Origin of the sequence: Aurantimonas sp. 22II-16-19i (genome assembly GCF_002088275.1) — a bacterium.
Classification (GTDB): Bacteria; Pseudomonadota; Alphaproteobacteria; order Rhizobiales; family Rhizobiaceae; genus Jiella.
The window spans coordinates 18,540-45,538 of the sequence record NZ_AQQS01000041.1 but is presented as its reverse complement, the minus strand read 5'-3'; the positions used below and the strand labels follow the sequence as shown (position 1 = coordinate 45,538).

General features: G+C 66.9%; 25 protein-coding genes and 1 other annotated feature. Of the genes, 8 read left to right on the top strand and 17 right to left on the bottom strand.

Annotated features, from left to right (window positions below; translation table 11 throughout):
* Window positions 1-2 precede the first annotated feature (2 nt).
* The 9 genes from rpoB to ATO4_RS23265 form a co-directional block, all read right to left on the bottom strand.
* Window positions 3-4,151, bottom strand: coding sequence for a DNA-directed RNA polymerase subunit beta (rpoB, locus tag ATO4_RS23305; protein ID WP_083594169.1), 4,149 nt, complete (start codon window positions 4,149-4,151; stop codon window positions 3-5).
* 432 nt (window positions 4,152-4,583) lie between these two features.
* On the bottom strand, window positions 4,584-4,958 hold the full coding sequence (rplL, locus tag ATO4_RS23300; RefSeq protein WP_083594168.1) for a 50S ribosomal protein L7/L12: 375 nt from the start codon (window positions 4,956-4,958) through the stop codon (window positions 4,584-4,586).
* Between the two features lie 51 nt (window positions 4,959-5,009).
* The gene (rplJ, locus tag ATO4_RS23295) at window positions 5,010-5,528 is read right to left on the bottom strand and encodes a 50S ribosomal protein L10 (RefSeq protein ID WP_083594167.1); all 519 of its coding nucleotides are present in this window, start codon (window positions 5,526-5,528) and stop codon (window positions 5,010-5,012) included.
* A 381-nt stretch (window positions 5,529-5,909) separates the two neighbouring features.
* Complete coding sequence (gene rplA, locus ATO4_RS23290; protein WP_083594166.1) at window positions 5,910-6,617, bottom strand: 50S ribosomal protein L1; 708 nt, start codon at window positions 6,615-6,617, stop codon at window positions 5,910-5,912.
* Between the two features lie 5 nt (window positions 6,618-6,622).
* Window positions 6,623-7,051 carry a 50S ribosomal protein L11 gene (gene rplK, locus ATO4_RS23285; protein ID WP_083594165.1) on the bottom strand — a complete coding sequence of 143 codons (429 nt, stop codon included), beginning with the start codon at window positions 7,049-7,051 and terminating at the stop codon, window positions 6,623-6,625.
* A 150-nt stretch (window positions 7,052-7,201) separates the two neighbouring features.
* A complete protein-coding gene (gene nusG, locus ATO4_RS23280) occupies window positions 7,202-7,732 on the bottom strand; it encodes a transcription termination/antitermination protein NusG (protein WP_083594164.1) in 531 nt (176 codons plus the stop codon).
* Between the two features lie 28 nt (window positions 7,733-7,760).
* A complete protein-coding gene (secE, locus tag ATO4_RS23275; protein ID WP_083594163.1) occupies window positions 7,761-7,961 on the bottom strand; it encodes a preprotein translocase subunit SecE in 201 nt (66 codons plus the stop codon).
* Window positions 7,962-8,167: 206 nt separating this feature from the next.
* A complete protein-coding gene (locus tag ATO4_RS23270) occupies window positions 8,168-8,509 on the bottom strand; it encodes a hypothetical protein (RefSeq protein WP_083594162.1) in 342 nt (113 codons plus the stop codon).
* A gap of 17 nt (window positions 8,510-8,526) precedes the next feature.
* Window positions 8,527-10,152: an electron transfer flavoprotein-ubiquinone oxidoreductase gene (locus ATO4_RS23265; protein WP_083594161.1), complete on the bottom strand. Its 1,626-nt coding sequence runs from the start codon at window positions 10,150-10,152 to the stop codon at window positions 8,527-8,529.
* A 304-nt stretch (window positions 10,153-10,456) separates the two neighbouring features.
* Between ATO4_RS23265 and ATO4_RS23260 the strand changes: the two genes are divergently transcribed.
* From ATO4_RS23260 to ATO4_RS23250, 3 genes are all read left to right on the top strand, one after another.
* Window positions 10,457-10,786 (top strand): multidrug efflux SMR transporter, encoded by a 330-nt coding sequence (locus ATO4_RS23260; RefSeq protein WP_083594160.1) that lies wholly within the window; start codon window positions 10,457-10,459, stop codon window positions 10,784-10,786.
* Between the two features lie 41 nt (window positions 10,787-10,827).
* The gene (locus ATO4_RS23255; RefSeq protein ID WP_083594159.1) at window positions 10,828-11,790 is read left to right on the top strand and encodes a uracil-DNA glycosylase; all 963 of its coding nucleotides are present in this window, start codon (window positions 10,828-10,830) and stop codon (window positions 11,788-11,790) included.
* A 164-nt stretch (window positions 11,791-11,954) separates the two neighbouring features.
* Window positions 11,955-13,268, top strand: a complete 1,314-nt coding sequence (locus tag ATO4_RS23250) for an MFS transporter (protein WP_083594158.1) — start codon at window positions 11,955-11,957, stop codon at window positions 13,266-13,268.
* Window positions 13,269-13,287: 19 nt separating this feature from the next.
* Here ATO4_RS23250 and ATO4_RS23245 read toward each other — a convergent pair whose 3' ends face one another.
* The gene (locus ATO4_RS23245) at window positions 13,288-14,181 is read right to left on the bottom strand and encodes a LysR family transcriptional regulator (RefSeq protein ID WP_083594157.1); all 894 of its coding nucleotides are present in this window, start codon (window positions 14,179-14,181) and stop codon (window positions 13,288-13,290) included.
* A gap of 100 nt (window positions 14,182-14,281) precedes the next feature.
* Between ATO4_RS23245 and ATO4_RS23240 the strand changes: the two genes are divergently transcribed.
* From ATO4_RS23240 to ATO4_RS23220, 5 genes are all read left to right on the top strand, one after another.
* Entirely contained in the window at window positions 14,282-15,022 is a 741-nt protein-coding gene (locus ATO4_RS23240) for an SDR family oxidoreductase (RefSeq protein WP_083594156.1), read from the top strand.
* A gap of 46 nt (window positions 15,023-15,068) precedes the next feature.
* Entirely contained in the window at window positions 15,069-15,278 is a 210-nt protein-coding gene (locus ATO4_RS23235) for a 4-oxalocrotonate tautomerase family protein (protein WP_083594155.1), read from the top strand.
* Between the two features lie 121 nt (window positions 15,279-15,399).
* Window positions 15,400-15,452: a sequence feature (sul1 is cis-regulatory element that is thought to sense ions involved in sulfur or methionine metabolism; They are found in Alphaproteobacteria), on the top strand.
* Window positions 15,453-15,516: 64 nt separating this feature from the next.
* Entirely contained in the window at window positions 15,517-17,001 is a 1,485-nt protein-coding gene (locus tag ATO4_RS23230) for a SulP family inorganic anion transporter (protein WP_083594154.1), read from the top strand.
* A 97-nt stretch (window positions 17,002-17,098) separates the two neighbouring features.
* On the top strand, window positions 17,099-17,980 hold the full coding sequence (locus ATO4_RS23225) for a universal stress protein (RefSeq protein ID WP_245308903.1): 882 nt from the start codon (window positions 17,099-17,101) through the stop codon (window positions 17,978-17,980).
* A gap of 91 nt (window positions 17,981-18,071) precedes the next feature.
* On the top strand, window positions 18,072-18,632 hold the full coding sequence (locus ATO4_RS23220; RefSeq protein WP_083594153.1) for a TlpA disulfide reductase family protein: 561 nt from the start codon (window positions 18,072-18,074) through the stop codon (window positions 18,630-18,632).
* A 91-nt stretch (window positions 18,633-18,723) separates the two neighbouring features.
* Here the strand turns inward: ATO4_RS23220 and ATO4_RS23215 are convergent, their stop codons facing one another.
* The 7 genes from ATO4_RS23215 to ATO4_RS23185 form a co-directional block, all read right to left on the bottom strand.
* The gene (locus tag ATO4_RS23215) at window positions 18,724-19,305 is read right to left on the bottom strand and encodes a copper chaperone PCu(A)C (RefSeq protein ID WP_083594152.1); all 582 of its coding nucleotides are present in this window, start codon (window positions 19,303-19,305) and stop codon (window positions 18,724-18,726) included.
* 35 nt (window positions 19,306-19,340) lie between these two features.
* Window positions 19,341-20,666 carry an FtsX-like permease family protein gene (locus ATO4_RS23210; RefSeq protein WP_245308902.1) on the bottom strand — a complete coding sequence of 442 codons (1,326 nt, stop codon included), beginning with the start codon at window positions 20,664-20,666 and terminating at the stop codon, window positions 19,341-19,343.
* A gap of 28 nt (window positions 20,667-20,694) precedes the next feature.
* Entirely contained in the window at window positions 20,695-21,363 is a 669-nt protein-coding gene (locus ATO4_RS23205) for an ATP-binding cassette domain-containing protein (protein WP_083594151.1), read from the bottom strand.
* Between the two features lie 10 nt (window positions 21,364-21,373).
* The gene (locus ATO4_RS23200) at window positions 21,374-21,811 is read right to left on the bottom strand and encodes a hypothetical protein (RefSeq protein ID WP_083594150.1); all 438 of its coding nucleotides are present in this window, start codon (window positions 21,809-21,811) and stop codon (window positions 21,374-21,376) included.
* A gap of 121 nt (window positions 21,812-21,932) precedes the next feature.
* Window positions 21,933-23,459: an alkaline phosphatase gene (locus ATO4_RS23195; protein ID WP_083594149.1), complete on the bottom strand. Its 1,527-nt coding sequence runs from the start codon at window positions 23,457-23,459 to the stop codon at window positions 21,933-21,935.
* Window positions 23,460-23,658: 199 nt separating this feature from the next.
* Complete coding sequence (locus ATO4_RS23190; protein ID WP_083594148.1) at window positions 23,659-25,635, bottom strand: PhoX family phosphatase; 1,977 nt, start codon at window positions 25,633-25,635, stop codon at window positions 23,659-23,661.
* 210 nt (window positions 25,636-25,845) lie between these two features.
* Entirely contained in the window at window positions 25,846-26,796 is a 951-nt protein-coding gene (locus ATO4_RS23185) for a DMT family transporter (RefSeq protein WP_083594147.1), read from the bottom strand.
* Window positions 26,797-26,999 lie beyond the last annotated feature (203 nt).

The window sequence follows — 26,999 nt, the reverse complement described above, 5'->3', positions numbered from 1 at the left end:
TCTTACTCTGCCGCATCCGGCAGGTTGGTCGGCGTCGCCGGCGCCGGCAGTTCGGCCGCTGTGTTCTGCAGGTCGACGTCGAGGCCGAGCGAGCGCATCTCCTTGACGAGAACGTTGAAGCTCTCCGGAATGCCCGATTCGAACGCGTCGTCGCCCCGGACGATCGACTCGTAGACCTTGGTGCGGCCCGCGACGTCGTCCGACTTGACCGTCAGCATCTCCTGCAGCGTGTAGGCCGCGCCGTAGGCTTCGAGGGCCCAGACCTCCATCTCGCCGAAGCGCTGTCCACCGAACTGCGCCTTGCCGCCGAGCGGCTGCTGGGTGACCAGCGAGTACGGTCCGATCGAACGGGCGTGGATCTTGTCGTCCACCAGGTGATGCAGCTTCAGCATGTAGATGTAGCCGACGGTCACCTGCCTGTCGAAGGCCTCGCCGGTCCGCCCGTCATAGAGCGTGACCTGGCCCGAGCCGTTCAGCCCGGCCCTCTCCAGCCATTCGACGATGTCCTTCTCGTTCGCCCCGTCGAAGACCGGGGTCGCGATGGACACGCCCTTGGTCATCTGCTTGGCGAGCGTGACGACGCTGGCGTCGTCGTAGGACTTCACCGGCTCGTTGCGGTCGTTGTCGCCGAGCAGACCGGCGATCTCGTCGCGCAGCGGCGAGGCGTCGTGGGTCTGCTTGTAGACCTCCATCATCTCGCCGATCTTCTTGCCCATGCCGGCGCAAGCCCAGCCGAGATGGGTCTCGAGGATCTGCCCGACATTCATCCGGCTCGGCACGCCGAGCGGGTTGAGAACGATGTCGACATGGGTGCCGTCCTCGGTGAACGGCATGTCCTCGACCGGCACGATCCGCGAGACCACGCCCTTGTTGCCGTGACGGCCGGCCATCTTGTCGCCCGGCTGGATCTTGCGCTTGACCGCGACGAAGACCTTCACCTGCTTCATGACGCCCGGCGGCAGCTCGTCGCCGCGCTGGACCTTCTCGACCTTGTCCATGAAGCGCTGCTCGAGCGTCTTCTTGGACTCGTCGTAGACGTTGCGCAGGTCCTCGAGCTCGGCCTGCAGCTTCTCGTCCTCGACGGCGAACATCCACCACTGCGAACGCGGATACTCCGCCATCGCCTCGGCCGACAGGGTCGAACCCTTCTTGAAGCTCTTCGGCCCCGCGATCGCGGCCTTGCCGTCGAGCATCTCGACGAGACGGCCGTAGACGTTGCGGTCGAGGATCGCCTGCTCGTCGTCGCGGTCCTTGGCGAGACGCTCGATCTCCTCGCGCTCGATCGCCATGGCGCGCTCGTCCTTCTCGACGCCGTGGCGATTGAAGACGCGCACCTCGACGACGGTGCCGTAGGTGCCGGGAGGCATGCGGCTCGAGGTGTCGCGGACGTCGGACGCCTTCTCGCCGAAGATGGCGCGCAGGAGCTTCTCCTCCGGCGTCATCGGGCTTTCGCCCTTCGGCGTGATCTTGCCGACCAGGATGTCGCCCGGCTGCACTTCCGCGCCGATATAGACGATGCCCGCCTCGTCGAGGTTCTTCAGCGCTTCTTCCGAGACGTTCGGAATGTCGCGGGTGATCTCCTCCGGTCCGAGCTTGGTGTCGCGCGCCATGACCTCGAACTCCTCGATGTGGATCGAGGTGAAGACGTCGTCGGCGACGATCCGCTCGGAGAGCAGGATCGAGTCCTCGTAGTTGTAGCCGTTCCACGGCATGAACGCGACGAGCACGTTGCGGCCGAGCGCCAGATCGCCGAGATCGGTTGAGGGACCGTCGGCGATGATGTCGCCCTTCGCCACCCGGTCGCCCACCGCCACCAGCGGACGCTGGTTGATGCAGGTGTTCTGGTTCGAACGCTGGAACTTCATCAGCCGGTAGATGTCGACGCCGGACTTGCCGGCCTCGAGGTCTTCCGTGGCGCGGATGACGATACGCGTCGCGTCGACCTGGTCGACCACGCCGGTGCGGCGGGCGCCGATCGCGGCACCCGAATCCCGGGCGACGATCGGCTCCATGCCGGTGCCGACGAACGGCGCCTCGGCGCGCACAAGCGGCACCGCCTGACGCTGCATGTTCGAGCCCATGAGGGCGCGGTTGGCATCGTCGTTCTCGAGGAACGGGATGAGCGCCGCGGCGACCGACACCAGCTGCTTGGGCGAGACGTCCATCAGGTCGACGTTGTCGCGCGGCGTCATGAAGACGTCGCCGGCATGACGGCAGACCACGAACTCGTTCTGGAACGTGCTCTCGTCGGTCAGGATGGCGTTCGCCTGGGCGACGTGATGCTTGGATTCCTCCATCGCCGACAGATAGACGACCTCGTGGGTCACCTTGCCGTCCACGACCTTGCGGTACGGGCTCTCGATGAAGCCGTACTTGTTGACGCGCGCGAAGGTGGCCAGCGAGTTGATCAGGCCGATGTTCGGGCCTTCCGGCGTCTCGATCGGGCAGATGCGGCCGTAGTGGGTCGGATGGACGTCGCGGACCTCGAAGCCCGCCCGCTCACGCGTCAGACCGCCCGGTCCAAGCGCCGAGAGACGACGCTTGTGGGTGATCTCGGAGAGCGGGTTGGTCTGGTCCATGAACTGCGAGAGCTGCGAGGAACCGAAGAACTCGCGCACGGCGGCGGCCGCCGGCTTGGCGTTGATCAGATCCTGCGGCATGACCGTGTCGACTTCGACCGAGGACATGCGCTCCTTGATCGCCCGCTCCATGCGGAGCAGGCCGACGCGGTACTGGTTCTCCATCAGCTCGCCGACCGAGCGCACCCGGCGGTTGCCGAGATTGTCGATGTCGTCGATCTCGCCGCGACCGTCGCGCAGGTCCACCAGCGTCTTGACGACGGCGATGATGTCCTCCTTGCGGAGCACGCGCACGGTATCCTCGGCGTCGACTTCCAGACGCATGTTCATCTTGACGCGGCCGACGGCCGACAGGTCGTAGCGCTCACTGTCGAAGAACAGCGAGTGGAACATCGCCTCGGCGGTTTCGATCGTCGGCGGCTCGCCCGGGCGCATGACCCGGTAGATGTCGAACAGCGCGTCCTGGCGCCCTTCGTTCTTGTCGGCGGCAAGGGTCGAGCGGATGTAGGCGCCGACATTGACGTGGTCGATGTCGAGCACCGAGATCTCGTCGTAGCCCGCGTCGATCAGGACCTTCAGGGTCTTCTCGTCGATCTCGTCGCCGGCTTCGAGGAACACCTCGCCGGTGGAGAAGTCGACGATGTCCTCGGCGAGATAGTAGCCGTAGAGATCGGCTTCCGTCGCGCGCAGGGCCTTGACGCCCTTCTCCTGCATCTGCCGGGCCTGGCGGGCGGTGACCTTCTTGCCGGCCTCGACCAGCACTTCGCCGCTGTCGGCGTCAATCAGGTCGACGGCGGCGTTCTGGCCGCGGACGCGGTCGACAGAGAAGGGCACGCGCCAGCCGTTCTTGTCGTACTTGAACTCGAGGACGTTGTAGAAGGTCGAGAGGATTTCCTCGCCGTCCATGCCGAGCGCCATGAGGAGCGACGTCACCGGGATCTTGCGGCGGCGGTCGATGCGCGCGTGGACGACGTCCTTGGCATCGAACTCGATGTCGAGCCAGGAGCCGCGATAGGGGATGACGCGGGCGGCGAACAGCAGCTTGCCCGAGGAATGCGACTTGCCCTTGTCGTGGTCGAAGAAGACGCCCGGCGAACGGTGCATCTGGGAGACGATGACGCGCTCGGTGCCGTTGACGATGAAGGTGCCGTTCATCGTCATGAGCGGCATGTCGCCCATGTAGACGTCCTGCTCCTTGATGTCCTTGATCGACTTGGACTGGGTGTCCTCGTCGATATCGAACACGATGAGGCGCAGCGTCACCTTCAGCGGCGCCGCATAGGTCAGGTCGCGCTGACGGCATTCGTCGACGTCGAACTTCGGTGCCTCGAATTCGTACTTGACGAATTCCAGCATCGCCTGGCCGGAAAAATCCGTGATCGGGAAGACCGACTTGAAGACGGCCTGGAGACCCTCGTCAGCCCGCCCGCCTTCGGGCTCGTCCACCATCAGGAACTGATCGTAGGAGGCCTTCTGGACCTCGATGAGATTGGGCATCTGTGCCACTTCGGGGATGTGCCCGAAGACCTTGCGCACCCGCCTGCGACCGGAAAATGTCGTCGTCTGGGACATCGTCGCTCCTTCTCGTAACGCCTTCGCCCTTGACCCAAGGGCTGACCCTGCTATCCCTCATCACATGAGGGCTGCCGCTTCGCAGCGGCAAATCGATTTGCGGGCGATGACCCCGTTTCCGGCCAAGCGGCCGGCAAGCCCCGCGCCATTCCGCAAGCCAGCGGAGGCGGCGCCCTCCCCGCAGCAAGCGGGGACATCCCTACGTCCTTGCGTCGAGCCGCCCGGCCCGCATCACCCAACACCCGCGCCGTCATCCGGGAGTTGAGAGATACGCCCTCGCATTCTCGACACCGCCCTGAATCCGGACGGCCGCCCGGCCTTCGCCGGGCCGTTGCCGGCCCCTGCATCTCGCAGCGGCCGGCAGGCACGGAAGGCGGGACGGCGAAACGCCGCCCCGCCCACCGAATTCGTCGTTGCGCCGGAGCGCCCCGATTACTTGACTTCGACCGTGGCGCCAGCCTTCTCGAGCTGGTCCTTGATCTTCTGGGCCTCGGCCTTGTCGACGCCTTCCTTGACGGGCTTCGGCGCGTTGTCGACGAGGTCCTTGGCTTCCTTGAGCCCGAGGCCCGTGAGCGCGCGGACTTCCTTGATGACGTTGATCTTCTGAGCGCCGGCGGAAGCGAGGATGACGTTGAACTCGGTCTGCTCCTCGGCAGCCTCGGCGGGGGCCGCACCGCCGGCAGCGGCAACCGCGACCGGAGCGGCGGCGGAGACGCCCCACTTCTCTTCCAGCATCTTCGACAGCTCGGCCGCCTCGAGGACGGTCAGGCTCGACAGGTCTTCAACGATCTTGGCGAGATCAGCCATGTTACATTTCCTTCAGGTTCGAACTTTGGTTTGAGCAGCGAGGAACCAACCTCACGCCGCCTCGTCCTTCTTGGCATAAGCCCCGAATACGCGTGCGAGCTGCGCCGCAGGCGCCTGGACCACCCCGGCGATGCGCGTGGCCGGCGTCTGAATCATGCCGACGAGCTTCGCCCGCAGTTCATCCAGCGACGGCAGCGAGGCGAGAGCCTTCACACCGTCCGCATCGAGGGTTGAGGCCCCCATCGCCCCGCCGAGGATCACGAGCTTGTCGTTGCCCTTGGCGAAGTCGTTGGTGACCTTGGCCGCCACCACTGGATCGCTGGAATAGGCGATCAGTGTCTGGCCCTCGAACAGGTTCGAGATGCCTTCGGCGTCCGTGCCTTGAAGAGCGATCTTGGCGAGACGGTTCTTCGCGACTTTGACGGACCCGCCCGCATCGCGCATCTTCGAACGATAGTCGTTCATCTGCGCCACGGTGAGTCCGGCATAGTGGGCCACCACGACGGTCGACGAGGCCTTGAAGGTCTCGTTGAGGGTCGTGACGAATTCGCGCTTTTCCGCTCTGTCCACTGCCTCTCTCCAGTTGACCGAAACACCCCTTGCGGAGCATCGCGGTCGGTTTGCCTTTTGCCGCCCGGATCAGCCGGGCGACGCTCGGAGATCCTGTCCCCTTACCCGTTACCTGCGGATGGAACCCGCGGGCGGCGCAAGGCATTCAGAGTTCGAACCCGGCCCCGGCAATCGCCGGAAAACGGTTCTTCGCTCGTCTCATGCGGGCTTTCTGACGATTAAGACCGGAACCGAAGATGGTTCGCGGCCGCCCACAATCTCGGACAGGCATGCGTGGAAGGCCCCGTGAGGCCTTCCTGTTCCGGGTCACCCCGGAATTCTTCGAAATCGCAAGCACCGGATATAGTTGCCCGGCGCGGCGATTGTAAGGGACCCGGCCGATCAGGCCGAGGCAGCGCCCGACAGGGTCGACGGGTCGATCTTGACGCCCGGGCCCATGGTCGAGGAAATCGCCACGCGCTTGACGTAGTTGCCCTTGGCACCCGACGGCTTGGCCTTGGTCACCGCATCGGCGAAGGCGCGGATGTTCTCGGCGATCTTCGCCGCGTCGAAGGACACCTTGCCGACGCCGGCGTGGACGATGCCCGCCTTCTCGACGCGGAACTCGACTGCGCCGCCCTTCGACGCCTTGACGGCAGCCGTGACGTCCGGCGTCACCGTGCCGACGCGCGGGTTCGGCATCAGGCCGCGGGGGCCGAGCACCTTGCCCAGGCGGCCGACGAGGCCCATCATGTCGGGCGTCGCGATGGCACGGTCGAAGTTGATGTTGCCGGCCTGGATCTCGGCGACGAGATCCTCGGCACCGACGATGTCGGCGCCCGCGGCCTTGGCCTCGTCCGCCTTGTCGCCGCGCGCGAAGACTGCGACGCGGACGGTACGGCCGGTGCCGTTCGGCAGGTTGACGACGCCGCGGACCATCTGGTCGGCGTGGCGCGGGTCGACGCCGAGATTCATCGCGACTTCGATGGTCTCGTCGAACTTGACGCTCGACTTGCCCTTGATCATCTCGATCGCCTCGTCGAGAGTGTAGAGCTTGGTGCGCTCGACACCTTCGCGGGCGGAGCGGATACGCTTGCCAGTGTTCGCCATGATGCCTACTCCGTGACCTCGAGACCCATCGAACGCGCGGAGCCTTCGATCATCGCAGTCGCGGCGTCGAGGTCGTTGGCGTTGAGGTCGACCATCTTCTTCTCGGCGATCTCGCGCAGCTGGGCGCGGGTGATCGTTCCGGCACTGGCCTTGCCCGGGGTCTTGGAGCCGGACTTCAGGTTGACCGCCTTCTTGAGGAAGTAGCTCACGGGCGGAGTCTTCATCGCGAAGGTGAAGGACTTGTCCTGATAGTAGGTGATGACGACGGGGATCGGCTGCCCCTTCTCCATCTCCTGAGTCTGCGCGTTGAACGACTTGCAGAACTCCATAATGTTGATGCCACGCTGACCGAGCGCCGGACCGATCGGGGGCGACGGCGTCGCCGAACCGGCCGCGACCTGCAGCTTCAGCTGGCCCGCTACCTTCTTAGCCATTTTTCCTGCCTTCTTTCGTCATGCCGGAGATCTCGGACCATCCGGCGGTTCGCAGTCCGCGCGGTACGGCGTGGCATGGGCCGGCTTGAAGAGCCCACGACGCCTTCCGCACGACAATGGCGCCCGCATCGGCGGGCGCCGCTCTTCGGGTCAGGTCTTTTCGACCTGGCCGAATTCCAGATCGACCGGCGTCGCGCGGCCGAAGATCGAGACTTCCACCTTGAGGCGGGCGCGCTCCTGATCGACTTCCTGGACGACACCGCTGAACGAGGCGAAGGGGCCGTCGGAGACCCGGACGTTCTCGCCGATGTCGAAGGACATGGTCGGCTTGGGGCGCTCGACGCCATCCTGGACCTGGTTCAGGATGTGGGTTGCCTCGGCCTCCGAAATCGGCACCGGGCGATTGTCGGGCCCGAGGAAGCCGGTCACCTTCGGGGTGTTCTTGATCAGCGAGAAGACCTGGTCGGTCAGCTCGGCCTTGACGAGGACGTAGCCGGGGAAGAACTTGCGCTCCGCATCGACCTTGCGGCCGCGGCGCACCTCGACGACCTTCTCGGTCGGAACGAGGATCTTCTCGAACTTGTCGGAGAGCCCCTTCTGGCGGGCCTGCTCCTCGATCGACTCGGCCACCTTCTTCTCGAAATTCGAATAGGCGTGAACGATGTACCAGCGGGCGGTCATGTAAACTTCAATATCTCCTGCGGCAGCGTCAGACGCCCGCATTCATGATCAGGCCGACGGCATAGCCGAGCGCCTGATCCGCGATGAAAAAGAATGCCGCCGCGAATGCGACCATGACGAAGACCATGAGCGTCGAGATCATGGTTTCGCGCCGGGTCGGCCACGTCACCTTCCCCGTCTCGGAACGCACCTGCTCCAGAAATTTGAACGGATTGGTCTTGGTCGCCATCGACTGCTCACGGCTAAAGCGCGTGAAGAGTGCCTCAACACCCCACGCGCCGTTTCCATTGGATGGGTCTTCTAACGGCCTTTGCCCCGATTCACAAGCCCCTGGCAAGGCGAAAAGTCGTGAACATAGGGTAAAGATTCGGACGGTCCATCGGCGATCGGACGGCTGTGGCTTGCCCTTCCCCGACCGCCGGGAAAAACATGGGATCAGTCGAACGCGTCCGCAAGATCGGACCGCGCCCGCGCCAGGTTCCAGCGCAGGATCGGGAACAGAACGGCCGCGACGAGGAGGAAGTTGGCGAGCGCCAGCCCCGCCGCCGCCAGCACGGTGACGGCGGCATCCGCGACGGGAGCCAGCGGCGAAGCCTCCGCCGGAACGAAGTCGGCGAGGCGCACCGCCAGCCAGAAGGCGATCGCGTCGAGCGGCAGGACGCGCGCCAGGAACCCCAGCGCCATTCCGAGGAGCAGCGAAGCGAGCCCGTAGGCCAGCGAGAACTGCAGCGCCACCCGCAAGGCGAGCCGGGCGACCGTCGACCGCGCGTTCCCCACGCTCCCGGCCCGGCCCCTCACATCACCTCGTAGACCGGTCCCTCGCCGCCCTGTGGCGGGACCCAGTTGATGTTCTGGTTGGGATCCTTGATGTCGCAGGTCTTGCAGTGGACGCAGTTCTGGGCGTTGATCACGAACTTGTCCTCGCCGCCCTCCTTCACCCACTCGTAGACCCCCGCAGGGCAGTAGCGCTGGGACGGGCCGGCATAGACGCCGAGTTCGGAAGATTTCTGGAGCGCCGGGTCCTTCACCTGGAGATGGACCGGCTGGTCCTCCTCGTGATTGGTGTTGGAGAGATAGACCGACGACACCTTGTCGAAGGTGAGTTCCCCGTCGGGCTTGGGATAGGCGATCGGCTTGTGCTTCTCTGCCGGCTCCAGGCAGGCATAGTCCGGCTTGCCATGGCTTTTCGTTCCGAAGAAGGAGAAGCCGAGGAGAGAATTCGTCCACATGTCGAGACCGCCGAGCATGATGCCGATGCGGGTTCCGTATTTCGACCACAGCGGCTTGACGTTGCGCACCGGCTTCAGGTCCTGCCCGATCGGCGAAGAACGCCACGTATCGTCGTAACCGGAGAGGAGATCGTGGGAGCGGCCGGCCTTCAGCGCCTCGGCCGCCTGTTCGGCCGCCAGCATGCCCGAGGTCATCGCGTTGTGGACGCCCTTGATGCGCGGCACGTTGACGAAGCCCGCCGAACAGCCGATCAGCGCGCCACCCGGGAAGACGAGCTTGGGCACCGACTGGTAGCCGCCCTCGGTGATCGCCCGCGCGCCATAGGCGATGCGCTTGCCGCCCTTGAGCAGCTCGGCGACGTCCGGATGCGTCTTGAAGCGCTGGAACTCCTCGAAGGGCGAGAGATAGGGGTTCTTGTAGTTCAGGTGGACGACGAAGCCGACATAGACCTGATTGTCGCCGAGATGGTAGAGGAACGACCCGCCGCCGGTCTTGTCGCCGAGCGGCCAGCCGAAGGAATGCTCGATGCGGCCGGGCTTCGCCTTCTCCGGCTCGATCTCCCACAGCTCCTTGATGCCGAGGCCGAACTTCGCCGGCTCGCGCCCCTGGTCGAGGCCGTAGGCGTGGATCGCCGTCTTCGCCAGCGACCCTCTGACGCCTTCGCCGAGGAAGACGTACTTGCCGAGCAGCGCCATGCCGCGCTGATACATGCCGCCGGGTTCGCCCGAGCGGGTGACGCCCATGTCGCCGGTGGCGACGCCGATGACGGCGTTGGCGTCGTCGAACAGCAGTTCGGACGCGGCAAAGCCCGGATAGATCTCGACGCCGAGGGCTTCGGCTTTTTCCGCCAGCCACTTGCAGACGAGGCCGAGCGAGACGACGAAATTGCCGTGGTTCGACATCAGCTTCGGCATCAGGGCGTTGGGCAGGCGGACCGAGCCCCCCTCGCCGTAGAAATAGAAGCGGTCCTCGGTGACGGCGGTCTTGATCGGCGTCTCCTCCTGGCGCCACTCCGGCAAGAGCCTGTCGAGGGCGGAGGGATCGAGGACGTTGCCGGACAGGACATGCGCCCCGACCTCGGCGGCCTTCTCGAGGACGACGACGGAAATCTCGGGGTCGATCTGCTTCAGCCGGATGGCCGCTGCCAGCCCGGCGGGCCCGGCGCCGACGATCACGACGTCGAACTCCATGGACTCGCGTTCGGGGGACTCGCGTTCAGGGGATTCGCGTTCCGGCGTCTCGGCTGCTTGGCTCAATGTCGTCTCCCTCGATTGGTCTTGCCGCCCCTGCGGCCGCCTCGCGCCCGCCACGTCCCGAGGCGGAGGCCAGGGCGCCTTCATAGCCGGCGCTTTTGTAGTCGTTCTAGTCCTTTCGCGCCAAAGATCGACCGGAACGGCCGAATTCGCCCGGATGCGTCCCGCCCACCGGCGGTTGACGGGGCCGATCGGGAGGGTGCTAAAGCGGGGCGAAATCGGAAGACGGCGGAGCGATGTCATGAATGCGGTCTATCTCGGCGTCGCCATCGTCTGCGAGATCATCGGCACCAGCGCGCTGAAGGCATCCGACGGCTTCACCCGGCTCGCGCCGTCGCTGGTCACCGTCCTCTTCTACGCCTTCGCCTTCTATTTCCTCTCGCTGCCGCTGCGCACGATGCCGGTCGGCGTCGTCTATGCCATCTGGTCCGGCTGCGGCATCGCCATGCTGGCGATGATCGACCTCTTCTGGTTCCGCACCCAGCTCGACGCCGCAGCCTTCCTCGGCCTCGGCCTCATCGTCGCCGGCGTCCTGGTCATCAACCTGTTCTCCTCGTCCGTCGGGCATTGAGGCGGGCTGCAATCGTGGCGGGGATCGGCTAGGGATCGGGGATGCTCGAGGAAACGCCCCGTCTGACCCGCGACGCCGCCGTCGCCCTGCTCGCCTGGTACCGCGAGGCGGGGATCGAGTCGCTGCTTCTCGACCAGCCGCGCGACCGCTTCGCCGAGACCGCCGCGGAGACCGAACGGCGCAAGGCGAAGGCGCGGCCGGCCGGCACCGCGGCGACGCAGGCTCAGGGTCGGCCGGACGGACGGCCAGACGGACGGGCCGAGAGCGTGCAGCGCGAGCGCGGCGCGCCGTCGGCCCCGCCATCGCCACCGAGCCGGCAGGCCTTCGGCGAACCTTCCCCCACCACCATGGGCGATTCGGCCTTTCCCTCGACGCGGATCGCGATCCCCGACGACGCAGCGCTTGCCGACGCCCGGGAGCGGGCGGTGAGCGCCGCCTCGCTGGCAGAGCTGCGCGAGCTGCTTCATGGCTTCGGGGGCTGCAACCTGAAGATCACCGCCAAGCACACCGTCTTCGGCGACGGGCCGGACAAGGCCGAGCTGATGCTGATCGGCGAGGCGCCCGGCCGTGACGAGGACATGGCGGGCGTGCCCTTCGTCGGCCGGTCGGGGCAGCTCCTCAACCGCATGCTCGCCGCCATCGGCATCGAGCGCGAGAGCGTGCGCGTCACCAACACCGTGCCCTGGCGCCCGCCCGGCAACCGGGCGCCGACACCGGCCGAGACGCGCATCTGCCTGCCCTTCGTCCAGCGGCAGATCGAACTGGTGGCGCCGAAGGTCATCGTCTGTCTCGGCTCGCCCTCGGCCAAGGCGATCCTCGGCTCGGCGGAGGGGATCCTCAGGATCCGGGGCAAGTGGCAGAGCTACAGCTTCGACATCGATCCGGGCGCAACGATCCCGGCGATCGCCATGCTGCACCCGGCCTATCTCCTGCGCCAGCCGGCCCAGAAGAAGCTCGCCTGGCAGGATCTCCTGGCCCTGAAGGCGAAGCTGGACGAGCTCTGAGCGCGGGCGCAACGACCTGTCGCTCCGGCCGGACGGCGTGCCCGAAATCCGTAACATTGCGCCCTTACAAGTCCTCGCCAAACACGGCCCGACGACGTAAGGCACGGCGGATCGATTCCCTCCGGCGCCGACCGCCGCAAATCCTCCTGCCGCGCGAGCTCCCGATGCACCTCCTGCCCATCGCCGCACTCCTCACATCGACCTTCTTCCTGATGGCGGGAGCGGGTCTGATGGGCATCCTGTTGCCCGTGCGCGGCTCGATCGAGGGCTGGACGAGCTACGAGATCGGCGCCTTCGGCACCAGCTACGCCCTCGCCTTCACCCTGGGCTGCGTGGTGATCCCGTGGATGGTGCGCAGCGCCGGCCATGTGCGGACGTTCTCCAGCCTCGCTGCCCTGCTGGCGATCTCGATCCTTCTCTGCGGCCTCTTCGTCGATCCGGTCGGCTGGGTGGTGTTCCGGGCACTGTCGGGCTTTGCCCTTGCCGGCAGCTACATGGTCATCGAGAGCTGGCTCAACGAGCGCGTCACCAACGAGACCCGCGGCACCATCTTCTCGGTCTACATGATCGTCACCATGGCCGCGATGATGGGCGGCCAATACGTCATGCCGCTGTCGAACCCCGGCGTCGCCGCGCCCTTCATGCTCTGCGCCATCGTCTTCGCCCTGTCGGTGATCCCGACCGCGCTGTCGCGGGCCCAGTCGCCGTCGCCGATCGCCACCGTCAAGATCGACGTCCTCATGCTGTTCCGCAATTCGCCGGTGGCGGCCGTCGGCATCCTCCTCGCCGGCATCCTGTCGGCCGGCTGGGGCAACATGGCGCCGGTGTTCGGCCAGCAGACCGGCCTGTCGACCACCGACATCGCCACGCTGACGGTCTCGGCGATGTTCGGCGGCGCGGTGTTCCAGATCCCGCTCGGCCGGATCTCCGACAAGACCGACCGACGCTACGTGATGACCGCCGCCGGCATCATCGGCGTCGGCGCGGCGGTCGCCGGCGTCTATCTCGCCGGCTCCTCGCCCATCGCCCTCTTCGCCACGGCCTTCGTCCTCGGCGGGATCATCTATCCGGCCTATTCCCTCGCCGTCGCCCATGCAAACGACTATGCCGCCGACGCCGACTTCGTGAAGGTGTCGAGCGGCCTTTTGATCCTCTACGGCATCGGCACGATGATCGGGCCGATCTACACCGCCGTCCTGATGGAGACGATCGGGCCGGTCGGCCTCTTCCAGGCGATGGGCTCGGCCATGGCGATCTACGCCGCCTACGCCTTCTACCGGACCTTCCGCCGCGTCGCGATCCCGGCCGACGAACGCCCGGACTTCCAGACCATCCCCTTCGCCCGCGTCCAGACGCCGGCGAGCTTCAGCCTCGACCCCCGCGCCGAGGCGAGCCTCGAGGCGGATGCCGTAGCGAGCGAGCACGATCTGGAAGACACCGGCAGGCCGCGGTCCGGCGGCAACCGGGAAGCCGCCTGACGACGCCCGGGACGCGCGATCAGATCGCCCCCCCGGGAAACCGCGTCGCCACCCAGTCGATGAACACCCGCACACGCCGCGACAGCTGGCGGTTGCGGGGGTAGAGAACGACCAGCGGCGTCGGCTGCGGCGGGCTCTCCGGCAGAACCTCGACGAGCGTGCCGGCCGCAAGGTCCGCCGCAAAGCGGTAATATGGCGCCTGCACGAGCCCGAAGCCGCGCCGCGCGAGATCGGCCATCACCTCGGAGCCGTTGACGGTGATGCGAGCCGGAAGGGCGATGGAGCGGACCTGCCCCTCGACGGTGAATTCCAGCGGCAGCACGGTGCCCGTGCGCGACGAGACGAAACCGACCGCCTCGTGGTTCGTCAGGTCCTCCACCGATCGAGGCGTCCCCGTCTTCGCCAGATAGGCCGGGCTTGCCACCGTGACCTCGCGGATGAAGGCGAGGCGCCGGGCGATCATCGAGCTGTCGTCGAGTTCGCCGGCACGAAGCACGCAGTCGACGCCCTCCCGCACGAGATCCACCATCCTGTCGCCCTCGCCGATGAACAGCTCGATCTCCGGATAGAGCGCGAAGAACGCGTCGAGGTGGGGCAGGATGAACGACATCGCGATGCGCGGGTGGACGTCGATGCGCAACCGGCCCTTCGGCCGCACGTCGGCGAACATCGCGTCGGCATCGTCGATCTCGTCGAGGATCTGCAGGCAGCGCCGATAATAGGCCTCGCCGTCCGGCGTCGGGGCGACGTGCCGCGTCGTGCGCGTCAGGAGTTGGGTCGCAAGCCGCGCCTCCAGCCGCTTGATGGCATCGGTCGCGGTCGAGCGCGACAGGCCGAGATCGCCGGCCGCGACCGTGAAGCTGCGGGTTTCGACGACGCGGGCGAAGAGGCGCATCTGATCGATCTGGTCCATTGTTCCCCTCGTCCGAATAGTCTTGCCGGTTGTCAGGGGATTATACCGGTCGGCCGATGATTTATCTCCCGGTCATCGTCCACGGACCGGGAGAGAACCATTGTCCAGAACAGCCACCAGGGTGGCGATCGTCACCGGCGGCTCGCGCGGCATCGGCGCGGCCATCGCGGCCCGGCTCGCCCATGACGGCTTCGCCGTCGTCGTCAACTACGCCCGCAACCGCGCTTGCGCCGATCAGGTCGTCGGCACGATCGAGGCGGCGGGCGGCAGAGCCCTCGCCGTTCAGGCGGATGTGGGCGCGAGGGACGGCCTGAAAAGCCTCTTCGACGCTGCGGAGGCGGCATTCGGCGGCGTCGACGTGCTCGTCAACAACGCCGGGATCATGAAGCTTTCCCCCATCGCCGGGGTCGATGACGAGAGCTTCGACGCCCAGGTCGCCGTCAATCTCGGCGGCGTCTTCCGCGGCATGCTGGAGGCGGCGAACCGGCTGCGCGACGGCGGCCGGATCGTCAGCGTCTCGACCAGCGTCGTCGGCATGAAGCTGCCCGTCTACGGCGTCTATGCCGCGATCAAGGCGGCCATCGAGACCCTGACGCCCATCCTCGCCAAGGAGCTCGGGCCCCGCGGCATCAGCGTCAACGCCGTCGCGCCGGGGCCGGTGGAGACGGAACTCTTCCTTTCGGGCAAGAGCGACGAACAGGTCGCGGCGATGGCCGCCATGAACCCGTTCAAGCGGATCGGCCGGCCGGAGGAGATCGCCGGCGTCGTCGCCTTTCTCGCCGGCCCGGACGGCGGCTGGGTCAACGGCCAGACGATCCGCGCCAATGGCGGCGTCGTCTGAGGCGGAGCAATCTCCCCCTTCATCAACTGCAAACAGGAGAACGGCCATGCCCTTCGCCAATTTCAAGACGCCGGAAGGCGCCCTCTCTAAGGCCCAGAAGGAAGAGATCGTGCACCGCACCACCGCGATGTTCGCCGAATATTTCGGCGAGGGCGTCAGGCCCTACACGATGGTGCTGATCGAGGAGGTCAAGGATGGCGGCTACGGCCGCGCCGACGAGGTCTTCGAGATCCCGACGGAGTATCGCGCAACCTGATCAGTCTTGCGCAGGCAAGACAGGACGGATAGGTCGATGACCGCCCGTCCTGTTCTTCAGCGAGCGCAGCGGCAGCGTCGAAGGGTTGATCTCGCAGATGCGAGATGGCAAGAAAGCGGCATAAGGACCCATTCGCTTGGGTGGCTATGCCGGGCGCCTATCCCTCGGCCAACCTCGAGAACATTCTGTTCGGGCCGCATTTTCAGGCCCCGTTTCTCCGCGCAAGCTGAAGACATCCATGACCTTTGCTGAAACCCTCCGCCACGAGTGGTTCGGGAACGTGCGAGCCGACATCCTGGCCGGCCTCGTCGTTGCCCTCGCCCTCATTCCCGAGGCCATCGCCTTTTCCATCATCGCCGGCGTCGATCCGAAAGTCGGCCTCTACGCCTCCTTCTCGATCGCCGTCCTGATTTCCTTCACCGGCGGGCGGCCGGGCATGATCTCCGCCGCCACCGCCGCCACCGCGGTGCTGATGGTCACGCTGGTGCGCGACCATGGCCTGCAGTATCTGTTCGCGGCCACCGTACTTGCCGGTATCCTGCAGATGATCGCCGGCGTCCTGAAGCTCGGCAACGCCATGCAGTTCGTCTCGCGCTCGGTGATGACCGGCTTCGTCAACGCGCTGGCGATCCTGATCTTCATGGCGCAGCTGCCCGAGCTGATCGGCGTGCCGCCGATGACCTACGTCATGGTCGCGGCGGGCCTCGCCATCATCTATCTCTTCCCCAGGCTGACCACGGCGGTCCCCTCGCCGCTGGTCGCCATCGTGGTGCTGACGGCGATCTCGCTGGCCTTTCCGATCGATCTGCGCGTCGTCGGCGACATGGGCGAGCTGCCGGATTCCCTGCCCTTCTTCCTGCTGCCGGACGTGCCGCTGACCCTCGAGACGCTGCTGATCATCCTGCCCTATTCGGCCGGCATCGCCGTCGTCGGCCTCTTGGAGTCGCTGATGACCGCGCAGATCATCGACGACCTGACGGACACCGGCTCGAACAAGAACCGCGAATGCGTCGGCCAGGGCGTCTCCAACACCGTCACCGGCTTCTTCGGCGGCATGGCAGGCTGCGCGATGATCGGCCAGTCGATCATCAACGTGAAGTCCGGCGGCCGCGGGCGGCTGTCGACCTTCTGCGCCGGCATCTTCCTGCTCATCCTCATCGTCGGCCTCGGCGACTGGGTGGCGATCATCCCGATGGCGGCCCTCGTCGCGATCATGATCATGGTGTCGATCGGCACCTTCTCCTGGTCCTCGATCCGCAACCTGAAGGACCATCCGCGCCGCTCGTCGGTGGTGATGCTGGCGACCGTCGTCGCCGTCGTCTGGACCCACAATCTGGCGATCGGCGTGGTCATCGGCGTGATGCTGTCCGGCGTCTTCTTCGCCTCCAAGGTCGCGCAGATCTTCCGCGTCACCTCGGCCCTGTCGCCCGACGGGCGCACGCGCACCTATAGCGTCGAGGGGCAGGTGTTCTTTGCCTCGACCGAGCGCTTCGCCTCGGCCTTCGACTTCAAGGAGGCGCTGGACAAGGTCATCATCGACGTCGGCGCGGCGCATATCTGGGACCTCTCCGGCGTCGGCGCGCTCGACCGGGTCATCCTGAAGTTCCGCCGCGAGGGCGCCGAGGTCGAGCTGCGCGGCATGAACGAGGCGAGCGCCACGCTGGTCGACAAGATCGCCGTCCACGACAAGCCCGGCGCGCTGGATCAGCTGGCGGCGCACTGACGGGGCCCGGCGTGGGGCGACACCAGCCCCGCGCGTCTGCTACGCTTCGTGGCGGGCAGCCCTTCGGTCGATGGTTCAAGAAAAGAGAGAGGGTCCCATGGCGATCATTCCTGGGGAGGAAACCATGCAGACGATCCTGGCCTGCGTCGACGGGTCGATCTACGGCAAGAGCGTCACCGACCACGCCGCCTGGGCTGCGACGCGGCTGTCTGCGCCCGTCGAGGTCGTGCATGCGATCGGCCGACGCGAGGCCGGCGGCGGCGCCTTCGACATGTCGGGCAATCTCGACCTCGACGAGCGCAGCATCCTGATGAGCGAATTGTCCGAACTCGACGAGAAGCGCGCCAAGATCGCCATGAAGCGCGGCCGGGTCGTGGTCGACGAGGCGGTCGCGCGGCTGAAGGCCGCCGGCGTTGCCGAGGTGAGCGGGAAGCTGCGCCATGGCGACATCGCCGACACCATCGCCGACCTTGCCGAAGAGACCCGTCTCGTCGTCGTCGGCAAGCGCGGCGAGGCGGCGGATTTTGCCAAGGGCCATCTCGGCTCCAACCTCGAGCGGGTGGCGCGCTCCGCCAAGCGCCCGCTGCTGATCGCGTCGCGGGCCTTCCGGCCGATCGGCAAGTTCCTCGTCGCCTTCGACGGCGGCAAGAGCTCGGCGCAGATCGTCGAACGGCTGTTCGCCAGCCCGCTCCTCAAGGACGTCCCCTGCCAGCTCTTCATGGTGGGCGAGCCGAGCGGCGATGCCGGCCAGCGGCTGCACGAGGCCGAAAAGCGCCTTCGTACGGCCGGGTATGCAGTATCCGTCCATATCGAGGAGGGCGATGCCGAGGAACTGATCGCCCGGAAGGTCGAGCGCGACGCGATCGACCTCGTGGTGATGGGCGCCTATGGCCACTCGCGCATCCGCACCTTCATCGTCGGCTCGACGACCACCGAGATCATCCGCCGCTGCGCGGTCCCGGCGCTGATCATCCGGTAGGCGTCGTCAGGCGTCGTCATCGCGGCGGCATCATCCGGTCGTCATCGCCGGGTGGCATCGTCGGTGCATTGCAGCGAATACGAGGCTTCCGATGCGACGCCTGACGGACATGCTTCGAGCGATCGCCCTTCGGGCCGGTCTCGCCCTTTGTCCCCTCGCCGCGGCGGCGCTTGCGGCGATGCCGGCGCAGGCCGAGACCGTCCGCGCCGCGATGGTCACCGTCGGCGATGGGTCCGGACGCTCCCACACACTCGCGGCGCTGATGCATGGCCAGCCGACGATCCTGCATGTCTGGGCGACATGGTGCGTTCCCTGCCGGGACGAACTGCCGGCCGTCGACCGTTTCGCGGCCGGTCTCGGGGCGGGCATCCGCGACCGCCTGATCGCGGTCTCGGTCGACACCCGGCCGCACGCCGACATCGCAGCGTTCCTCGCGGAGCTCGACGCGTCGCATCTGCGCCCCTGGCAGGTCACGGACGGCAATGCCGGCACCGCCTTCAGGCTGTTCGGCTATCCCGCGACGCTGCTCGTCGCCGCCGACGGGACGGTGGTCGAACGCTTTGCCGGGCCCGTCGACTGGGACGATCCGGCGGTTGCAATGCGGTTTGAGGCTTTCGTCAAAGTCGATCAGACCAGCGGTCTCGGAGATTGATTCCCGAGCTGCGAGGCCGCCCGGCACCTGAGCCCAAACCCCGTGGCGCCGGCCGAAGACCGAGCCGGACGGTCCAAGCAGCGGCCTCGGCTCAGTGCTGGTGCCCGGCGTGGCTGTGCTGGGTGGCGTCGGCGGCCTCGACCTGGACATGCATCTCCAGATGGCCGGTGTCGAATTCGAACTCGACCTCCAGCTCGTCGCCCTTCTGCAGCGGCTGCGCGAGCCCCACGAGCCGGATCGCCAGGCCCTTCGGCTGCAGGACGAGCTTGCGGCCGGGCTTGACCGACACGAAGGGCAAAGCGACGTAGGTCGGCTCGCCGTCCTTCAGCTGGAAGCCGACGAGCTCGGCCGTCTTCGCCGCCGCGCTCTCGGCGCCCTCGAGCTTCACCTCGGCCTCGCCCTTGTTCTCGATCGTCACGAAGACCAGCGCGGTGCCTTCGCTCGTCGCCCGCGTCCAGGCGTGCAGGGCCCGGACGCCCTCGATCTCGGCCAGATGGTGGGCCTCTTCCTCCTTGTGGCCGGGATGCCCCGCCTCGTCGTGGCCTTTCTCTTCGTGACCTTCCTCGTGGTGGGCTCCGGCCTGATCGCCATGCTGCCCGTTGGCGTCATGGGCAAGGCCCGGCGCGGCGAGAGCGACGAGAAGCGCGAGCGCGGCGGCGGTGGTTCGGATCATCGGGAAGGCTCCGGAGATGGTTGACCAGGCAGCATTCAGGATCGCAGGTCGGTGATGACGTCGCGCGACAGGGCGCCGAAGGCGGGGAGCAGCGCGATAAGGACGGTGAGGCTGACGAAGCCGGCGACGAGATGGAACTCCGGCCAGCCGAGGGTCGCCTCGACCAGGATGTCGGTGCGCGCGGTGACGATCCGCGAGATGATCCCGACGGCGGCGAGGCCGACGCCGATGCCGAGGACGGCGCCGGCGCCGATCAGCGTCGCGGCATAGGTCCAGACGACGGAAAACACGAAGCGGTCCGGCGCGCCGAGAGCCCGCAAAAGGGCGAGGCGCCGGGCATAGAGCCGGATCAGCACGGCGAGGCCGGCGAGGACCCCCGCGGCGACCAGGAGCTGGGTGACCACCGCCATCACCGACATCACCTGCCGCACGTCGCCGAGGAGTCCATGGAGCTGGGAGAGCACCGCGCCGGGGAAGAAGGCCATGGTCCGCTCCGTGGTGAATTCGGAGCGCAGGGCATAGTTCGCCCAGAGCTGGTCGGCGCGTACCAGGATCGCCGGCGTGCCGGGAAAATAGTCCGGGTCGAAGGGCGGCCCGATCTGCCCCTCCCGCTCCGGCCCATGGCCGAGCGGCAGGCCGTGGACCTTCCAGACGCTCTCGACCGGCACGAGGATCGCCTTGTCCCAGGGATTGCCGGTCGGCGCCATCCGGCCGACGACGCGCAGCGACACGCCGTCATGGGCGTGCTCCTCCGCCCCGTCGCCGACGCCGTGCGAGGGGGTGAACAGGGCGCCGACGTCGAGGGGAACCCGGGCGCCGACCACGGCCTCCTCGATCGTTGCAAACATCCGGCCCTCGGCGAGATCTCCGGACAGGTGGGTGACAAAGGCCGCCGTGGTGCCGACCACCGAGGAGTCGCGGTACGAATCCCCGTAGGCGATGGGCGCGGCCAGGGCGACGTCCTCGTTGGTCGCGATCTCATCATAGGTCGCACCGTCGATGAGCGGTACGTCGACCGGCTGCAGATAGACGGTGGCGAGCATCATCTGCACCTCCGAGCCGGGCGCGGTGACGACCAGGTCGAACTTCTCCGCCGCCCGCGCGGTGCCCTTCCGGATGCCGCGCTCCTGGGCGATCAGCCCGACGCCGAGGCCGACCGAGACGGCGATGAGCAGGACGAACAGCGCATTGGTCCAGCGATAGCGCCAGATCATCGCCCGGACGAGCGAGAACGGCCGGTAGGACCACACCACCGCCACCCCGGCGAGGAGCGCCGGCAGCAGCAGGAGGACGAACCAGAGCGCATCCTGCGCGACGACGGGCAGCCCATACCAGAACTCGGACCAGAACTCGGAAACCACGCTCGGCCTCTTGCAGCGGCAGGAAACTTCAGACGAGCGGGCGCCCGTCGACGACGTCGATGACGCGGTCCATGCGGGCATGGAGCGCCGCGTCATGGCTGACGGCGATGAGCGTGCGGCCGGTCTCGGCCGACAGCGCCGCCAGATCGTCGATCAGCCGGTCGGCGGAGGCCCGGTCGAGGCTTGCCGTCGGCTCGTCGGCGAGGATAATGGCGGGATCGTTGGCCAGCGCCCTCGCGACCGCGACGCGCTGGCGTTCGCCGCCGGAAAAGCTGTCGACCCGGCGGCCGCCGAGCGCTTCGAGACCCAGCCTCGCCAGTCCGGCCCGGGCGGTCTCGACGATCCGGCGCCGGGAGGAGCGCCTCGCATAGCGGGCGGCGATCGCCGCATTGCCGAGGGAGGAAAGCTCCTCGAACAGGAGGAAATCCTGGAACACCAGCCCGACATTCTCCCGGCGAAAGCGGGCGCGCTCGGCCGCCCCCATTTCCGAGACGAGATGCTCGCCCCAGGCGACGGCACCGCTGGCCGGCTTGAGGAGACCGGCGACGGCGAACAGCAGCGTCGACTTGCCCGCACCGGAGGGCCCTCGGATGCCGATCCTCGCACCCGCCGGAACGTCGAGCCGCTCGACGGTCAGGAGCGAGCGGCCCTCGCGGGTCGCAACGACGAGATCGCGGATCTGAAGGTCGAGGGACATCCGCCCTGCCTCAGCTTCGCTCGTAGACGGCGTCGGCGAGGCGCACGCGGCTGACGAAGCCGAGCTCGGGATCCTTATAGGTGCCGAGTTCGAGCTTGCCGTTCGTGACGATCTTCACGTTGAACGGCACCTGGTCGATGATGCGCTGGGTGTAGACGGCGAGGATGTCGTCCGGCCACTGCGCCTCGCTCTCGCAGAACGGGCAGACGGCCATCGGCCGCTTGGTGAGGACGAAGAAGTTCGATTCGGCCTTCAGAGGCGGCGCCATGAAGCCTTCGACGGCGATCCGTTCGCCCTCCCGCTCCTTGGCGTAGTCGGAGAAGGTGAGATCCTTGTTGTAGAGATCGCGCATGCGGACCGGCCCATCGCCGGCCGGGGTATCGGCCCTGGCAAGGTGCGGAACCAGAAGCGTGGCCGCCGAGGCCACCAGAAACTGACGTCGCTGCATCGCTCGTCTCCTCTGTCGTTATCGTCGACGCGTCGTGACAGTCGGGGAATCTGCGTCGAGGATCAAAAACGGGAAAGACCCGGCACGGCGGCCGGGTCCCTCCATTTGGTGTCGAGACGCCTTACTTGGCGGTCTCGCCGTCCTGAACGGCCTTGTTCATGACGTGGAAGATGTAGTTCTGCTCGACGGTGCCGTCGAACAGGTGCGACCAGGGGCCCTTGGCGTAGATCGCGACGTCGGTGCCGGCGTGGGTTTCCGAGTTCATCGGGATCAGCGCCTGCTGCAGATATTCCTTGTCCTGCGCAGCTTCGTTGGTGACGTCTTCGCGCGCGCCGGAGAAGGTGCCGTCGGTCTGTTCCTTGAGCACCGAGCCGGCGCCGTTCAGGTAGCCGATGACGGTGTAGGGCTTGCCGTCGGCCGCCAGATTCGGTTCGGCGGCGTGCTTGTAGTTGCCGCCGGCGGTGTTGGTGTTGACGTCGTAGCACAGGCCGAGGATCGGCGAGCCGCGACCGCAATAGCCGTTGAGGGCGATGGCATGCTCGTGGTCGGCGGTGACGATGATGAGGGTGTCCTCGTCATTGGTCATCTCGTCGGCCATGGCGACGGCCTTGGAGAAGGCGACACCGTCGGTGAGGGTCCGATAGGCGTTGCCGTCATGGTTGGCGTGATCGACGCGGCCGGCCTCGATCTCGAGATAGTAGCCGTTCTCGTTCTTGGAGAGGTATTCGATGGCCGCCTTGGTCATGTCGGCGAGCGAGGGCTCGTCGGCGTCGGTGCGGTCGGCCTCGTACTTCATGTGGCTGCCCTCGAAGAGAGCGAGCACCGGCTTGTCGGCCGCAAGATCGAGGCCGCTGAAGGTCTCGGTGTTCCAGGCGTACTGCGCGCCGGCCTGGGTCGCCTCGTCGATGAGGTTCTTGCCGTCGGCGCGCTTGCCCTTGGTGCCTTCCTGATCGGCGAGCGTCGTCTCCGCACCGACGAACATGCCGCGGCCGCCGCCCATGGCGAGGTCGATCACGCCGGCCTTCATCTGGTCGACGAGCTGCGAAGCGATGTCCTTCTGCGTGGTGCAGCCTTCCGGAACCGATTCCTCCCAGTCGCGGGCGGCGGTCTTGGCGTAGACGGCGGCGGGCGTCGCATGGGTGATGCGGGCGGTGGAGATGACGCCGACCGACTTGTCGCTCTCGCTGACGATTTCGGCGAAGGTCTTGAGCTGGTTGCCCTCGACCGAGGCGCAATCTTCGAAGACGCCGTTCTCGGAGAGGTTGATGGTGTTGAACAGCTGCTTGACGCCGGTGTTCATCGCGCCGGCGGTCGGTGCGGAGTCCGGGGTCTGGGCGTTGAGGTTGTAGGTCTTGGCGAGGGCGAGATGCGGGAACGTCTCGAAGGGCAGGACGTAGTCGTCACCCATGCCACCTTCCTGCTGGCCCATGAAAAGGCGCGTCGCATAGTTGGTGGTGACGCCGTTGCCGTCGGAAACCAGCAGAATGACGTTCTTGGCGCGCTTGGTGTTGGGCTGGCGCGCCATGATCTCGTTGATCTTCGCCTGGGCGTCGGTGAACCACGGGCTGTTCGCCTGCGGCAGGGAATCCTGCGCGACGGCAGCGGTGGAAACGAGCGCGGCAACGCTTGCGAGCAGCAGTTTCTTCATTTTTGGGAGCCTCTCCTGTCGAGGGGCAACCGCGCCCCTCCCCGGCATCCCTCTAGCGGTGCCAGATGACAGGAATGTAATGCTCGGCCGTTCTCGGACGGTGCCATTGCCGCACCGCCGAGTCCGCCCCTGTCCTCGCAGGGCCTGGCTGTCGCCGATCCCCGGGTCGCCGCTGGGGCGGCCCGGGATTTCCTCCCCGTCAGACGCCGATCTTGCCGCCGCCCTGCCTGGTGATCGCCACGACCGCCGGACGCACCGGCATGTCGTCGCGAAAGTCCGGCCAGCGGGTGGAGAGATCCTCGTAATAGGACGGCCGGCCGAAGCCTTCCCAGTCGTCGCCGCCATCGGCCGGATGCTGGACCGCGACGAAGAAGGTGGTGAGATCCGGCGTCGGCAGCGGGCCGCACATCTCGGCGCCGATCGGCACGCGGAAGAACAGCTTCGAGGTCGGCCGCTCGCCCTCGGTCTCGACGGCCCACAGGCCGTCGGTCCGGCCGGTCGCCTTCGGCGAATTGCCGTCGGTCGACACCCACAGGCGCCCGTCGGAATCGACGGCGCAGTTGTCCGGCATGCCGAACCAGCCATTCCTGGTGGTCTCGGTCGAGAAGGTCGCACCGACTTCGGCGACGGACGGATCGCCGCACTTCAGGAGGATCTCCCAGCGGCCCTCGGTCGACGCGAAGTCGCCGCCCTCCTCGTTGATCTCGATGATGTGGCCGAAGGCGTTGTCGACGCGGGGATTGGCCGCATTGGCCTCCTTGCGCCGGGTGTTGTTGGTCAGCATCACGTAGACGCGGCCGTCGCCATGGGGCTCGATGTCCTCCGGACGATCCATCGGCGTCGCCCCGAGAAGGTCGGCGGCGCGGCGGGTCTCGATCACGACGTCCGCCTGGCTCGCAAAGCCGTTTTCGGCGGTCAGCGGGCCCTCGCCGTGGACCAGCGGCATCCAGGTGACGGTGCCGGCTTCCTCGAACTTCGCGACATAGAGGGTTCCCTCGTCGAGAAGGTTCATGTTGGCGGCGCGGTCGTTCTCATCGTAGGTGCCGGCGGTCACGAACTTGTAGACATAGTCGAAGCGCTCGTCGTCGCCGAGATAGAAAACGACGCGGCCGTCCTTGTTGACGATCGACTCGGCACCCTCGTGCTTGAAGCGGCCGAGCGCGGTGCGCTTCTTCGGCACCGAGTTCGGATCGGCGACGTCGACCTCGACGACCCAGCCGAAGCGGTTCGGCTCGTTCGGCTCCTTGGAGACGTCGAAGCGCTCGTGGAAGTTGCCCCAGGCATAGGAGCCGTCCGGCACGCCGTAGCGCTTGTAGTTTTCGGCTTCCGGATGGCCTTCCGGCAGTTCGCCGATGAAGTAGCCGTGGAAGTTCTCCTCGGCCATGATGTAGGTGCCCCAGGGCGTGACGCCGCCGGCGCAGTTGTTGATCGTGCCGAGAACCTTGGTGCCGGTCGCATCGGCGGAGGTCTTGAGGCGGTCGTGGCCGGCAGCCGGGCCGGTCAGCTCCATCTCGGTCGTGGACGTGATGCGACGGTTCCTGGCGCCGTCGCGCACCACCTGCCACTTGCCGCCGTCCTTGCGGATCTCGACGATGGTTCCGCCATGGGCGGCCATCTCGATGTCGACGCGTTTCCGGTCGGCCGGGGCCACCTCGACCTTGCCGTCGACGACCGTCACGATACCCGGGAACATCAGGTGCTCGTTGGTGTATTCGTGATTGACGACAAGCATGCCGTGCTCGGACGAGCCGTCGATCGGGATGAAGCCGACATAGTCGTTGTTGTAGCCGAACTGGCGGGCCTGGGCCTCCGGCGTCTGGTTCGCCGGGTCGAAGTCCGGCGAGTCGGCAAACACCGCGTCGCCCCAGCGCAGCAGGATGTCGGCGTCATAGCCTTCGGCGACGTGATGGGTCGCGTCGACGCCCGCCTCGACTTCGGTGAAGGAGAACTTCGCGGTCTGGGCCTTGGCCTTCCCGGCGGTCATCAGCGCCATCGGGCTGACCGTCGCGGCGATCGCGGTGGCCGCCAGCGAACCGCGCAGGAAGCCGCGGCGGGAGAAGCGCGCCGCGATGATCTCGCCCATTGTCCGGTTGCTGGTCGGATTGAGGCCGTCGCCGTCCGCTTCCTCGAGCCGGCTCGTGCGGAAAACCGACTGGTTCGATGTCTTGTCGCTCATCTCGTCTACCCCGTTGTCGAAGCGCGTCCCGCGCGGCCGGCTCGGTCCCGGCCCCATCAAGTTCGAACGCTTCCAGATTTTAAACGGTATAACGTAACAAGACAGTGACATGACGGCCGTCGCAGGTCGCCCGGCGGATGCCGGGGCGACATGGCAAGGCGTTGCGCGGAAAGATGGATCTGCGAGGGCCTTGCCCTCGCCCTCGGGGCCTCAGCTGCCGCCCGGCGGCGAGACGCGCCGCGCCTTGCGCCGCTCGATGCCGAGCTGGTGCTCGCGCCAGATGATGAAGATCCCGGCCGACACGACGATCGCCGCGCCGAGGACCGTCGTCCAGGCCAGCGGATCGCCGAACAGGAACACCCCGATGGCGACGGCGAGGATCAACGAGGTGTATTCGAAGGGGGCGATGGTCGAGGTGTCGGCGTAGCGGTAGCTCGCCGTCAGGAGCAGCTGGCCGACGCCGCCGAGGAGCCCGGCGACGATCAGCACCGCCGCCTCGCGAGGGGCGGGAAGCACCCAGCCGAACGGCACCGACAGGAGTGCCAGGAGCGACGAGGTCAGGGAGAAGTAGACGACGATCGTCGCGGTCTTCTCCTTCTTCACCAGCCGCCGGATCTGGATCATCGCGACGGCGGCGAGGCAGGCCGAGCCGAGCGCGCCGAGGGCGCCCAGCGCTTCGGCGCCGCCGAGCCCGCCCGCCGACAGAAGGCTGAGATTGGGCGCCGTCACCACGCAGACGCCGACGAGGCCGATCGCCACCGCGGTCCAGCGATAGGCCCGCACGACCTCTTTCAGAAAGATCGCCGCGAAGACCACCGTCAGCAGCGGCGCCGCGTAGGAGATCGAGATCCATTCCGGATAGGGCAGCCGCGCCAGGGAATAGAAGGACAGGATCATCGACGTGACGCCGACGACGCCGCGCAAGAGGTGGCCCGAGACGTCGTCGGTCACCAGCGATCGCCGCAGGTCACCGAGCCAGGCGAGATAGATGATGACCGGGATGAGCGCGAAGAAGGAGCGGAAGAAGACGACCTCGCCGGGAGGGACCTCCTCCCCGACCGTCTTGATCAGGGTCTGCATCGCGACGAAGACGACGACCGAGATGCATTTCAGGCCGATCCCCACCGTGGGGTTCGGGTCGGCCGGCGGCGACATCGCCATGATCTGGTTCCTGCCCGCGAGGCTTCGGCCCGCCGGCACCTTGTTCTCGATCGGAAAGACGCCGCCCGGCCGGCCGTCTGGGACGACATCAGGGCGCCGGGCGAAATGAGAGTGCGGAATGAAACTGATGAAAAATGGTTACGATAGTGCTGACGCGCCGCCGAACTTTTTGTGCGGCGGCGCGCCGGGACCGTTCAACCCTC